The 13,434-nt window shown below is 42.4% G+C and carries 11 protein-coding genes; 6 read left to right on the plus strand and 5 right to left on the minus strand.

Annotation, left to right across the window (positions count from 1 at the left end; all coding sequences use genetic code 11):
* The first annotated feature begins 134 nt into the window (after positions 1 to 134).
* Entirely contained in the window at positions 135 to 887 is a 753-nt protein-coding gene (locus BTO28_RS11740) for a LysM peptidoglycan-binding and 3D domain-containing protein (RefSeq protein WP_076766455.1), read from the plus strand.
* Positions 888 to 929: 42 nt separating this feature from the next.
* Positions 930 to 1,646 carry a protein kinase family protein gene (locus BTO28_RS11745; RefSeq protein ID WP_332888724.1) on the plus strand — a complete coding sequence of 239 codons (717 nt, stop codon included), beginning with the start codon at positions 930 to 932 and terminating at the stop codon, positions 1,644 to 1,646.
* A 21-nt stretch (positions 1,647 to 1,667) separates the two neighbouring features.
* Here the strand turns inward: BTO28_RS11745 and BTO28_RS11750 are convergent, their stop codons facing one another.
* The 3 genes from BTO28_RS11750 to BTO28_RS11760 all read right to left on the minus strand — a co-directional run bounded on the left by BTO28_RS11750 (position 1,668) and on the right by BTO28_RS11760 (position 4,537).
* On the minus strand, positions 1,668 to 2,810 hold the full coding sequence (locus tag BTO28_RS11750; protein WP_076766459.1) for a M20 peptidase aminoacylase family protein: 1,143 nt from the start codon (positions 2,808 to 2,810) through the stop codon (positions 1,668 to 1,670).
* A gap of 83 nt (positions 2,811 to 2,893) precedes the next feature.
* On the minus strand, positions 2,894 to 4,066 hold the full coding sequence (locus tag BTO28_RS11755; protein ID WP_332888725.1) for an MFS transporter: 1,173 nt from the start codon (positions 4,064 to 4,066) through the stop codon (positions 2,894 to 2,896).
* Positions 4,067 to 4,114: 48 nt separating this feature from the next.
* Positions 4,115 to 4,537: a helix-turn-helix domain-containing protein gene (locus tag BTO28_RS11760; protein WP_076766463.1), complete on the minus strand. Its 423-nt coding sequence runs from the start codon at positions 4,535 to 4,537 to the stop codon at positions 4,115 to 4,117.
* Positions 4,538 to 4,692: 155 nt separating this feature from the next.
* Here BTO28_RS11760 and BTO28_RS11765 point away from each other — a divergent pair, with 155 nt between their 5' ends.
* The 3 genes from BTO28_RS11765 to BTO28_RS11775 all read left to right on the plus strand — a co-directional run bounded on the left by BTO28_RS11765 (position 4,693) and on the right by BTO28_RS11775 (position 8,538).
* Complete coding sequence (locus tag BTO28_RS11765; protein WP_076766465.1) at positions 4,693 to 5,115, plus strand: hypothetical protein; 423 nt, start codon at positions 4,693 to 4,695, stop codon at positions 5,113 to 5,115.
* A gap of 49 nt (positions 5,116 to 5,164) precedes the next feature.
* On the plus strand, positions 5,165 to 7,159 hold the full coding sequence (locus BTO28_RS11770) for a penicillin-binding transpeptidase domain-containing protein (protein WP_076766467.1): 1,995 nt from the start codon (positions 5,165 to 5,167) through the stop codon (positions 7,157 to 7,159).
* A gap of 128 nt (positions 7,160 to 7,287) precedes the next feature.
* Positions 7,288 to 8,538, plus strand: a complete 1,251-nt coding sequence (locus tag BTO28_RS11775; protein ID WP_076766469.1) for a C40 family peptidase — start codon at positions 7,288 to 7,290, stop codon at positions 8,536 to 8,538.
* A 316-nt stretch (positions 8,539 to 8,854) separates the two neighbouring features.
* On the opposite strand, the gene BTO28_RS11780 is transcribed toward BTO28_RS11775, so the two are convergent.
* A complete protein-coding gene (locus BTO28_RS11780; RefSeq protein ID WP_076766470.1) occupies positions 8,855 to 9,754 on the minus strand; it encodes an accessory Sec system S-layer assembly protein in 900 nt (299 codons plus the stop codon).
* Positions 9,755 to 9,759: 5 nt separating this feature from the next.
* A complete protein-coding gene (gene secA2 / locus BTO28_RS11785; protein ID WP_076766472.1) occupies positions 9,760 to 12,111 on the minus strand; it encodes an accessory Sec system translocase SecA2 in 2,352 nt (783 codons plus the stop codon).
* 201 nt (positions 12,112 to 12,312) lie between these two features.
* On the opposite strand from secA2, the gene BTO28_RS11790 reads away from it, so the two are divergent.
* Positions 12,313 to 13,377, plus strand: coding sequence for a glycosyltransferase family 4 protein (locus BTO28_RS11790; RefSeq protein WP_076766474.1), 1,065 nt, complete (start codon positions 12,313 to 12,315; stop codon positions 13,375 to 13,377).
* Positions 13,378 to 13,434 lie beyond the last annotated feature (57 nt).

The following is a 13,434-nucleotide window of genomic DNA, read 5'->3' on the forward strand; positions in this document are numbered from 1 at the left end:
GCGGAAAACGCAGGAAAGCGTTGGGCGCTTTTATATATATGCAGTCGTCCCTAAAGTCACGGAGAAGTTTCAAACACTTTCCGCGTACGCATGTTGATCATGCCGGCGGGAATAATTCAGGAGGTTTTCTTATTATGAAGAAACAAATGATGGCACTTGCAGCAACGACAGTAATTGGCGGAGGTTTATTCGGCACTGCTGCATCAGCTCAAACATATACAGTACAACCAGGTGATACACTCTGGAGCATTTCACAAAAAAGTGGTACAACTGTTGAACAATTAAAAGCAGCGAACGGTCTTTCATCAAATATGATCTACGCAGGCGAAACAATCTCTACATCTGGATCAAGTAAAACAGTTTCAGCCTCATCTAATGGTACATATACAGTTAAAGCAGGCGATACTTTGTTCAAAATTGCAACAGCTCATGGCATTTCAGTTGGATCATTGAAATCAATTAACGGTCTTTCATCAGATATGATCTATCCTGGAGACAAGCTTTCAACAAGTGGAAGTGCAAAAGCTGCAACTACAGCTTCTGCGGCACCAGCGGCTCAATCTGTTGAGCCTGCTCAAACAACATCAGCACCACAAGGGAAAACATTGACAATGACAGCGACAGCGTATACAGCTGACTGTGCAGGATGCTCAGGAGTTACAGCGACAGGCATCGACCTTCGCAATGACCGCAGCAAGAAGGTAATCGCAGTTGACCCGAACGTTATTCCGCTAGGTTCACGTGTATACGTTGAAGGATACGGTGAAGCTATTGCGGGTGATACAGGCGGTGCTATTAAAGGAAACAAAATTGACCTTCATGTTCCATCAACAGATGCAGCGTACAGCTGGGGTGTACGTACAGTTAACGTAACAATTTTGAACTAACATATGGAAAAACACCGTCTTCCCTCTATGGGAAGGCGTTTTTTGTCATGCAAATTCATCGATTTTATTGAGTGGGCTGTATATAATAGTAGAAAGAAGAAAAGAGGAATGATGTTGAAACGATATAAAACATTAGCAGAAAGCGTCCGATTTCGAAGAGAACTTGGCATATGGAAACCGGTTGCTCACGATGAACGCCTTATCTTTGGAGGTGAAGGGCGGAGTGCCGTTGTTTATCGCATTCAAGGAACAGATAAAGCGTTAAAAGTCTTTTATCCCGATAAAGTACACATAGCTAAAGAAGAGGCAGATATATATAAACAGTTGTCCGGTATTCCGAGTTTTCCATCGCTTCACGAATCTGGAGGCACATATATTGTGATTGACTGGATTAATGGAAAAACATTGTTTGAATGTCTTGAAGAAGGAATAGACATCCCTGGTGAACTTGTAGATGAAGCAGACCGGGCATTGGCTGCAGCGCGTAAAAGAGGCTTAAATCCATCTGACGTACACTTGCGGAATATCATGATATCAGACAAAGGAAGAATCGTACTGATTGACGTGGCAAGGTTCCGGCAGACGAAAGACTGCATGAATTGGGAAGACTTAAAAACAGCGTATACACAGTTCTATACCAAACGTTTTTTTCCAAAACGTATTCCGAAGCGGCTGCTTAATATGATCGGCGTAATGTATAAGAAAAAGCTGCTGCCTATCTACCGGCGGAAAGCAAACGGGGTCACAGAGCATCCGTAAAAACCCGCAGAGACGAGTGTGTCACTGCGGGTCTTCATTATGGCTATTTACTTCGGCAAGTGCATATTTGACACTGGCTGTCAAAGCATCAGTGCCAATTTTGATAATTCGCCGGTCAAATGTCATATTTGGATGGTGCAGCCCCGGGGCAAGATCAGAGCCAAGTCCCATCATTGCTGCTTTTATATGAGGCCGTTTAATCGTGTAAAAATGAAAATCATCACTCCCTGGTGTAATGAGTGGTTCAGCGAGTCCATTTTCACCAACTGTTTCGATAATTCCTTTTTTAAGAAATGCTTCTGCATCTTTTGATACTTCCGCTGCCGGTGTGAAATCCATCCATTCGTAATCAATTTTCACTTCATACAGCATACTGATCTGCTCTATTTTATGCTCAACTGCTTTTTGAAGTTCTAGTAGTACTTTATTTCTTTGAGCCCTTACATCGAGCCCGAATGTACCTGAACCAGGAATTATATTTAAGCTTTGTCCGCCTGCTTCAAGACGGGTCATTTTTGCTGAATATGGTTCAAAAGGGGAAAAACAAATCGTATTCAACTGTCTGCTTAATGATGACAACACTTCAATGGCATTCACCGCTTGATGAGGACGTGCCCCATGTGCGTCATCTCCAATTACTTTCCCGTTTAAGAACGCAACGGCTCCATGATGGACGGACGGGGTTATTTTTCCGAAAGGCAACTCTTCAATTGGGCGAAGATGGATGCCGAATAAGTAATCGACATCATCGACGATGCCTTTATCAACCATTTTTAATGCACCGGTGCCTGTCTCTTCTGCCGGTTGAAAAATAAAACGGACAGTACCATTTGTTACTTCATCCTTCAATTTCAAAAGAGCTCCGATGACGATTGACATGTGGGCATCGTGCCCGCACGAATGATTAGCCTGGAATGTGCCGTTTACCTGCTGCCATAGCGCATCAATGTCAGCGCGAACCGCCACAACCGGTGATCCGGTTCCGATTTCGGCAATTAAACCGGTACAGTCATCGAATGTGAATGTTCGGACTCCTTCACTTTGCAAAAGACGTAAAATATACGCCGTCGTTTCAGTTTCTTTCCAGCTTAACTCTGGATGTGCATGCAAATGTTCGAAAATCTCAAGAAGTCTATTTTCAAATGTTGTTTCCGTTTGAGCCATTGGCAAGCCCTCCCCGATAGTTCTTTCTATATAGTATAAGCGAAAACAACTTGTTTGGGTTGGAAAATGACTGAAAATTCTTATCATTTCTCCTTTAACAAGCAAAAACAAATAAATAACGCTGGTAAAGCTACGAACCCCATTCCTAAAAACGAAAGTTCAGGCGACATTTCATATAAATAACCAGCTCCGAATGTCAACACTGCTGTACTTAGCCCCATTCCAAGTGAAGAATATATACCCTGTGCCGCAGGAATTTCAGAGGAATCAAATTCTTCATATAAAAGACGGATAAATGCGTAATGGGCGAGCCCGAACGTCAAGGCATGAAACAGTTGTGCGAACATATACACACCTACAGATGGAAATAAAAACATAAGAGTCCACCGTACAACCGCTGCAATGGAGGCGCATAAGAACATGACCGGAACATTCGTATGAGACAAAAAACGGTCTGCCACAACGAAAAAGAGTATTTCCGCAGCAACAGCAATATTTAAAATGACGCCGATCCATACACTGCTTACACCGAGGTACTGCAAATAAAGGACACCATAATTGTAATAAGCAGCATGGGCGCCTTGAATGAAGACACAAATAATGAGCGCGGTAACAAATCGTTTCGATCGAAATAACTGAGAGAAAGGGACACGATGCAAGTCACGGGGTTCACGAAGAGCAGAAGGTGTATGATAAAAGGCCGCTGCGATCATAAACAAAGTACTTGCAATAAAAACGTATAAAATCGCTGCATCTGAAAAGATCGACGTTGCCACACCAATGAACAGAACAGATACAGTATATCCAATTGATCCCCACGACCGGCTTTTTCCGTAATGAATCCGGTCGGTTTTCATTAACAATGCACCCATGCTGTCTCCCATCGGCATAATAATCGGATAAATGAAGTTAAATAAAATCATGACGACAAACAGCGCCGTATAACCGGAAGCAGGAATGAACAACAACGCCATCAGGGCAGTGATAACAGTAAACCATTTCAACAATGTACCAGCAGGATACTTTGCGCTTAGTATCGGATAGGCGAACAAAGTTGAAGCTGACCGAACAAAAAGACCGGCTGCAATTATGGAAGACGCAGCTTCAACGGTCATGTCTTTTTCTGAAATGAGCCATGCATTCCAGTAAGGCATAAAGATGCCCCAAGAGAAGTAAAAAGAAAAAAACGTAATGGAAAGCCAGAATTGAGCTTTATAAATCATCATATCTTCCTTTGTCTGTTGTAATCTAACCATTATAGCGAAAAAGTACTCGATTCGAGGGAATAAACAGCTCTGGCCGCGTTAGACAGAGCTGTTTTCGTTTATAGATAAGAGAGCTTTAATCATCTCTGTAATAGCTTTCGCATGTTGGCCGCGGTCTTTTTTATTCATATAGGACAAGCGGTATAATTCCTTTTTTAATTTTGGATACTCACAAAAAAGCTCTTCAAAAAAAAGTAAATCTTCTTCGAGAATGGATCGTTTATGCTCACGAATAGATATGCTATCGCAGCTGTTTTTTTCGAACAGCGTTTGAATAAATAGGGATTGTGGAATTTGATATGCATTCATCATTCTTACAAGCATACTGCTCTCAATACCGGAACTATCCTGCTCGTATTTGGAAATGCTCGACTGTGAAATATTTAGCCGTTTGGCCATTTCCTGTTGGGAAATATTCAGCACATTTTTTCGATAACTCCTCAGCAATTCATTCAGTTTCATAGGAAACTCCTAAAATTTATTTGTGTTTATACCATTATATTCTAAATTAAGATAAAAATAAATATTCCTAAATGGGATAGGTGAATGAAAGGAAAATGGAAGAAATTGTCGAAATGATTAAGTGTTATGAATAAAATGGAAATAGGGGGCTGGAAATGGAAGGGTCAAAAAGGCGCATAAACGGCTCGCTTGTTTTTTTAGTCGAACGAAATGCAGAATGCTCGATTCGTATGATGACGATGTATCAGGAGGATCTCATTGTCGATGCGGAATTTATGAAGCAATCTCCTATTATGGATGAAGAGTGGGTACTCGGTGAAAAAGGCACAATTAAGATCACAGCTGTTGAAAGTGGAGCGTGGAAAGAGATGCTGATCGACTATTGTTTAAAAGAAGGGTACATTCGCTTAACCGCTCTTTCACCGTCTTATTTATCTGCCATAACAGTCTCTTCTATCGCCAATCAATTTTTTATTCGAAAGGGAAACAGTATGAAATTTCTATCAGCACGAACAATTTTGGACATTGTTCAATTCGAAAAAGAGCCAGTCAGCAGGATCACAATCCCGACAAAATAATCAAAATTTTTTTTCTGATATAATTGTCATGACAGGGAGGGTGGATACAATGAAACAATTGCCTATTATTTTTATATTATTTTCAGTGATGCTGCTCAGTAGCTGTGGAGGGCCGGAAGCACCGGAAGACCGTTTTGCTGCCTATGCAAATGCATGGAGCAAAGGGGATGTTGAGGAAATGTACACATATTTTACAAAAGAAACGAAGCAGAACATGGATCGAAAGACATTCGTTGAACGCTATGAAAAATTGATGAACGACCTGCAGATGGATCCATCAAGTATTGAATTGCCAGAAGAAGGCGACGTTCAAAATGATAATGAAAAAACAGCAAGGCTCCCATTTTCAGTGAAAATGAGTACACTTGCCGGCGATATTTCGTTTGAAAAAGAAGCGGTCATGAAGCTCGAAGAAACGGAGGATGGAAACGAGTGGTATATTGACTGGGACCCGTCTTATTTTTTACCCGAGCTTGAAGAAGGAGATAAGGTGCGCATTCAAACGCTGGAAGGAGAGCGAGGGCGTATTTTTGACCGTGATGGCAACTCGCTTGCCATGAATGGAACAGCGGTTCAGATTGGCGCCAAAGCCGGTGAAATAGATGATAAGGGGAAACAGCAGGTCGCTGAAGTTCTTGACTTGTCTATGGAAGAAGTAAATAAACAATTGTCGCAAAGCTGGGTGCAGGAGGGTTACTTCGTGCCACTTAAAACGGTGGCTTCCACTGAAGAAGCACTTGTTAAAAAAGCAACGGCGATTCCAGGAGCTGCGGCTTCTTCTAAAGCGGTGCGCGTGTATCCATACGGAGAATCTGCCGCGCATTTAACAGGGTACGTCGGAGATATAAACGCTGAAGAATTAAAAGAAAACAAAGGGTATAAAGAAGGCGATCAAATTGGCAAGCGCGGTCTTGAACAGTTATTTGAAAAAAAGCTGAAAGAAAAAGACGGCGTGCAAATTTTTATTGATAAAGAAAAGCAGGAGCCTGTTATTATCGCGAAGACCAACCCGAAAAATGGCCAGGATGTACAAGTGACAATCAATGCGGAATTGCAAAAGTTACTATATGGAGAAATGAAAGGAAAGGCAGGAACAGCGTCGGCTGTTAATCCGAAAACCGGTGAAGTACTTGCCGCACTGTCATCCCCATCGTTTAATCCGAATGAGTTTACGCTTGGGATGACTGGAGAGAGGTATGCACAGCTGCAGGACAACCCGCTCCAGCCGCTTTTAAATCGATTTGCAGCCGCGTATTCACCAGGTTCAACAATTAAACCGATTACCGCAGCGGTCGCAATGAAAACAGGGAAGCTCGACCCAGCAGCTGGTAAAGAGATTGAAGGAACAAAGTGGAAAAAAGATGCGTCGTGGGGGAATTACAGTGTTACACGTGTCACTCCAAGCAGGGATCCAGTCACACTTGAGTCCGCATTTGTAGCATCAGATAATATTTATTTTGCGATGTCCGCACTTGATACAGGTGCTGAGCAGATGAAAAAAGGGTTAGAATCATTCGGATTTGGTGAAAAATTCCCATTCACCTATCCATTACGTGCACCGCAGCTGTCAAACAGCGGTCAATTAGAAAGTGATATTTTGCTTGCTGACACAGGGTACGGCCAGGGCGAAGTATTAACAAGCATGACCCATCTTGCTTCTGCGTATGGAGCGTTTTTAAATGAAGGAAATATGATGAAACCGATCCTTTTGTTAAACGAGAAGCCTTCTGTCTGGAAAAAAGAACTTGTAACGGAAGAGCAAGCGGCGATTATACAAAAAGGGCTGCGCGGTGTTGTCGAAAAAGGGACTGCGAAAGCCGCAAATGTAGAAGGTATGAAAATTTCAGGGAAGACCGGTACTGCCGAAATCAAAGCCGAACAGGGAACAACAGGGAAAGAAAATGGACTATTTGTCGCTTATAACGCCAATCAGCCAGATTTCATCATCGCTTTACTGGTAGAAGATGCTGAGAAACAGGGCGGGAGTAAATTGGCTGTCGAAAAAACCGGTAATTTCTTTTTAAAATGGAAAGGGTATAAATAATAGAAAATAAAGGATAATATATATAACTATTTTCCTGATTTCGTTAAATTAAAAGCATTTTCCTGAATAAAAACGAAATCATGTCGATAATTGTTAAAGAAATGGTTAATAAAGAGGGGAGCGATTGAATGAATAAAATGGTTGTTTCGCTAACAGCTGCAGCCTTCATTTCAACAGGAGCGGCAGCCGCTGCGGATGCTTCGGAACTGTATACAGTAAAAGAAGGAGATACCTTATTCAGTATCGCCAATAGGTACAAAATTAGCGTCGTGCAACTAATGGATATGAATGATTTACAGTCTGATCGTCTTTCCATTCATGACGAACTCATAGTATCAATAGAAGATCATGTTAAACTAGAAACTGAGGCAATAAAGACAGCTCCTGAAAAAAAACAGGAAGGTGAGACTGCCATTTTATCATCTGCCACAGTTTCCACATACACTGTGAAGAGTGGGGATTCACTAGGCACAATCGCTTCCCGTTATAAAACAACGGTTGCGTCGTTAAAACAAATGAACGGTTTGACGTCAGATGTTATTTATGTCGGTCAAAAGTTAAAAGTGAGCGGAAAAGCGCCAGCAACGACAGCTGCTCCAACGACAAGTAAACCGGCGTTAACGACACCCGGCACTTATACTGTGAAAAGCGGAGACTCTCTGGGAGCAATCGCTTCCCGCTATAAAACAACGGTTGCGTCATTAAAACAAATGAACGGGTTACAATCGGACGTGATCTATGTTGGTCAAAAGCTTAAAGTTAGTGGGAAAGAAGCGCCAACGGCAAAGAGACCAGCGACAACCACGACGAGCGGAACATATATTGTTAAAAGCGGCGACTCACTCAGCTCAATTGCTTCCCGATACGGCATAACAGCTGCATCATTAAAGCAAATAAATAATTTAACGTCAGATACTATTTTCGTCGGCCAAAAATTAAAAGTTGGAGCTGGATCAAAAGGCGGGACAATGCCATCCACACCGGTGAAAGTGAACAATCCATCTTCTGGTTCTTATTCTAGCTCCAGCTTGCTTAGCATCGCTAATTCGCTGCTGGGCATTCCATATGTTTGGGGCGGTTCATCACCGGCTGGTTTTGACTGCAGCGGATTTATTTATTATGCTCATAAAATGGCGGGGAAAAGTATAAGCAGGACGAATACAGAAGGGTTTTATCATCGCTCCTATGAGATTTCAAGTCCAAAAGCAGGCGATCTCGTTTTCTTCAGCAACACATATAAAAAAGGAATTTCTCACATGGGTATATACATTGGGGGAAATCAATTTATTCATGCAAGCTCCTCGAACGGGATTACAGTTTCAAGTTTGGATAATTTATATTTCGCTTCGAAATTCGACAGCTTTAAACGATTTTATTAATAAAAACAGCCCTTGGTTGGGCTGTTTTTCTATACATAGATTCCAATTTAAATAGAAACGGTTTATCACGCAGCTAAAGAAAATAGCAACTTTTATTCGTTGTTTTGGCATTGCTGCATAGGTGATCGATATTATAAGGAAAATAACAGTTGTAAGTAAGGAAAGATATGATAAAATGTACATATAGTTTCCGTTTTGGATATAAATAACTCGTTTTATGAACGTGGTTGGTAAAAAAGCTGTGAGCATCTGTCCATATGACGGATGCTTTTTCTTATACAAAAAAACTGGCGGGTATCACTCGCCAGTTTTTTTATTATTGTGCAAGACGGACGCTCCACTTTGTAAGATCCGGATTTTCTTTCAGGATGAGAGAAGCGGGAAAAACAAACGTCCATGGCTTGGTTGTATTCGCACGGATTTCAAGCTGGCCAACATGAAATTGACCTTCTGCGACCGTATCACCAGATGCATCGATGAGCTGAAGAGGCAACTGCTCAATGTTGACATTGCGTTTGTAACCGTTGCGGATAAACAGAGCGACTGTAAGATTGCCGTTTTCAAGCATAGTGGCGCTTAAACCGGTAAAATTTAGTTCATCCTTTTGTGGAGCGCCTAGTTGTTCAACAATTTTTTCAAGCTTTTCTTTTTCCTCTTCAGGGAGTGACTTTTCCCACTTTGGATCAAGCTCCAGCATATGGGTGTGCGAGGTTACATCAAAAGCAATCGACCAGTTTTCTTTACCGAGTTCGACATGATCATTGATAGTAGAATCAGGGAAAATAAATGTCCACGGCCTGCTTGAATCGGCTGGAATTTCGCCGAGTTCATTTAACTGAAACGTATGGCGCGCCTTCAGCTCGTTTTTTTCGTTCATTAAAAGCAAAGGAACTTCGCCAAGTGACATCTCGCGCTCTACCGTATTACGGACAAAAGCCGATACGGCAAGTCCCTCCGAATGTTCATTCCATTCAATGCCGGACAAAGAAAGCTGATTGCGTTTCAATGGCGGTAATTCATTATTTAAAAATCGGAGCACATACATTTGTTCCTTAGGCACAGTAAGCGACGGGTGAAGGGAAAGGGAAGTGGTCACTTCTTCATCGCTTGACGAAGCTGTATCACCTGTTATATCACCAGCGGATACAGTGCTTTCCCGTCCATCACTTTTCAACTCTGTATCGGACTTTCCTTTTCGTTTAAAAAAAGACAACATATGCGTTAATTCTCCTTCTTGGTTAATTCGTTTATAAGCGCAGCCGTTTTTATAGAAATATCACGCAGCAGGTCACGGTACATATTTTGGAACAGCTGCAGGCCTTCACGTGCGTATATACGCATTGGGTCTTCCTGCTGATAATGGCGGAGGCCAATTCCTTCTTTCAGACGTGTCATTTGTTCCAGGTGATCCACCCAGACTTTGTCGATATCGCTGATCATAATGCGTTTCACGTAATCATCCCATTCGGGACCGTACTGTTCCTCGATCCATTTAATATATGGCATGATAACCGTCTCAATGGGGGCGATAATGTCTTTTAGATTCGATGGTTCGTCTGGAAGCTCTACTTCCCGCCCGCCAAACATGGCTTGCAGATGACCCGATAAAACATCAATTTGCCATTCTTCAGCCGGCATTTCTTCGTTGCAATAAAAGTCAATCTCCTCGCGTGCCGCCCGTTTGATCATGTCAATCAGACGCTCCTGCTGTGAATCATCCTCAATAATGGCGTTTCGCAGACCGAAAATAACACCGCGCTGTTCATTAATAACGTCGTCAAGTTTCAAATTGTACTCACGCATGGCAAAGTTGGCGCCTTCGACAATGCGCTGCACACGATCAACAAATTCATGCATTTTTTTGTTTTGCACTTGTCCGTTTTCATCGGTGACCAATTTTTTCTCTAGCTTTTCAAGGTCGTCTTTTGCAAACCGGCGGAACATGTCGTCTTCAAGTGAAATCATAAATTGGCTTGACCCAGGATCACCCTGTCGTCCGGCACGGCCTTTCAACTGATTGTCGATACGGCGGCTTTCATGTCTCTCTGTCCCAAGCACATGGAGCCCGCCTAGTTCCGGCACCCCTTCACCGAGTAATATATCGGTGCCGCGTCCGGCCATATTCGTAGCAATCGTAATGTGGCCACGCTGTCCGGAGCGGGAAATAAGTTCTACCTCTTGTTCAACACTTTTCGCATTTAAAATTTCAAATGAAAGACCCGCTTCTTTAAAGTATTCAGCAATCTTTTCCGACTGCAGAATGGATGTAGTCCCAACGAGAACAGGCTGTCCTTTATCATGACGTGAAACCACTTCTGCTGTCACGGCTTCGTATTTCTCTTTTTTGGTCCGATAAATTCGGTCAGGCATATCAACTCGTTGAACAGGGCGGTTGGCCGGTACTTTAAGCACCTTCATATTGTAAACTTCGAGCAATTCTTTTTCTTCTGTTTTTGCCGTTCCGGTCATTCCGGATAAAAACGGATACATACGGAAGTAATTTTGGATGGTGATCGATGCTTGTGTTTTATTTTCATCCGTAATTTCGAGGTTTTCTTTCGCTTCAATCGCCTGGTGAAGCCCGTCACTCAAGTTGCGTCCTTCCATCGTACGGCCGGTAAACATATCGACAAGTAAAATCGCTCCGTCTTTAATAATGTAATCCACATCCCGCTCAAACATGACATGCGCGCGAACTGCCTGAATCATGTAATGATAAAGTGTCTGATGTTCAATTTCGTACAAATTATCAACACCGAACGCTTTTTCCACTTTTTCAATCCCTTGTTCTGTTAAACTGACGGCTTTCGTTTCGTCATCGAGCTGGTAATCTTCATCGCGGACAAATCGTTTTGCGACGCGTGCTCCGATATAATGAAGATCAGCCGCCGGCGGCATTTTTCCAGCGATAATAAGCGGTGTTTTCGCTTCGTCGATTAATACGCTGTCCACTTCATCAATGATGGCGAAGTGATAGGGACGCTGGACGCGCTGTGATGGAACCCATGCCATGTTGTCACGCAGATAATCGAAACCGAATTCTGTACCGACACCATATGTAATATCTGCACGGTACGCTTTCTGTTTTTCTTCGGGATCCATCATCGGCAAGTTCAATCCGACCGTTAATCCGAGGAATTCATGAAGCGGTCCAATCGTATTGCGGTCACGCTTTGCCAAATATTCATTCACGGTAATCACGTGAACCCCTTTTCCTTCAAGTGCGCGTAAATAACTAGGCAATGAAGCAACGAGTGTTTTACCTTCACCTGTTGCCATCTCCGAAATATTTGCATCTGTCAGGACAAGTCCGCCAATGAGCTGGACATCGTAATGGCGCATGCCTAGGACACGCTTTGCAGCTTCACGGACGACCGCAAAAGCTTCAGGTTTAATGTCGTCAATGGTTTCCCCGTTGGACAGCCTTTCTTTAAACTCAGCTGTTTTCCCGCGCAGCTGATCATCTGTTAATGCTTCGATGCCAGCTTCCAGTCCGTTAATAACATCTACTATTTTTTTGTATTCTTTAATGTGCCGATCACCGGCATCTTTTTTACGAAATAAAGAGACCATCTTTTTTTCACTCCCCGGAATACTTCCATCATCTTATCTTATCAAAAGACGGGCTGAAAGAAAATATAACGTTCTTCACGGTTTTTTGTGGATATAAAACGATTTTGCCTTTATAATATGGAAGTTGATAAGAATTTGTAAAAAATACGATTTGCAATATAGATAAAAAACATGCTTCTGATTTAACTGAGGGAGGACAACATGGTTTTACTTGCTTTTATCATTTGTGTGCTGGCTTCGATTGCCATCACGCCGTTCGTGAAGAAGTTTGCCTTTGCCATTGGAGCTGTTGACAAGCCAAATTATCGAAAGGTACATCAGCGGATTATGCCTCGTATGGGCGGACTTGCTATTTTCATTAGCTTTTTAATCGGCATGATCGTTCTGCGGCCTGACTCTTATGAACAGCCGCTGCTTACCCCTGCCATCATCATTGGAAGCTTTGTTATTATTTTAACGGGCGTGCTGGATGATCGGTTTGAACTTTCCGCTAAAGTGAAATTAGCCGGCCAAATTATGGCTGCTCTTGTCGTCGTCGTGTACGGTGGTGTTCAAATCAATTTTGTTAATTTGCCATTTGGTGGAGCGATTGAATTTGGTTTCTTGAGCATTCCGCTAACTATTTTATGGATTGTCGCGATTACAAATGCGATTAATTTAATTGATGGTCTTGATGGTCTCGCAGCAGGCGTTTCCACCATTGCACTGTTAACAATTAGCTTAATGGCCTATATGAAAGGCGATATGTATGTAATGAGTGTGGCATTAATTGTCGCAGCAAGTGCTATCGGCTTTTTAAAATATAATTTTCACCCAGCGAAAATTTTCATGGGGGACACAGGAGCGCTGTTTCTTGGCTTTATTATTGGTGTTCTTTCACTTTTAGGCTTTAAAAATGTTACGGTGGTCTCATTGATTATTCCGATCATCATTCTTGGGGTGCCGATTTCTGATACGATCTTTGCGATTATCCGCAGGAAGCTGAACAATCAGCCAATATCTGCGCCAGATAAATCTCATTTACATCACTGTCTGCTCCGCACGGGGTATACTCATAAACAGACCGTTTTAATTATTTATGCCATTGCAATGATGTTTGGTCTTGCGGCTGTTATTTTCTCGATGGCAAAAGTATGGGGCGCGATCATATTGATTGCCGTCATTACGATTGCGATTGAATTGTTTGTTGAAAGTGTCGGCTTGATCAGCAATGATTACAAACCTCTTTTGAACTTTGTCAAAAGTGGAACGAAAAAGAACCTATAGAAAAAACCCGCTGAATGAACTGCACCCCAATTGTTAGACACCATCTGACAATTGGAG

It is taken from the genome of Domibacillus epiphyticus (assembly GCF_001975785.1).
GTDB classification, from domain to species: domain Bacteria; phylum Bacillota; class Bacilli; order Bacillales; family Domibacillaceae; genus Domibacillus; species Domibacillus epiphyticus.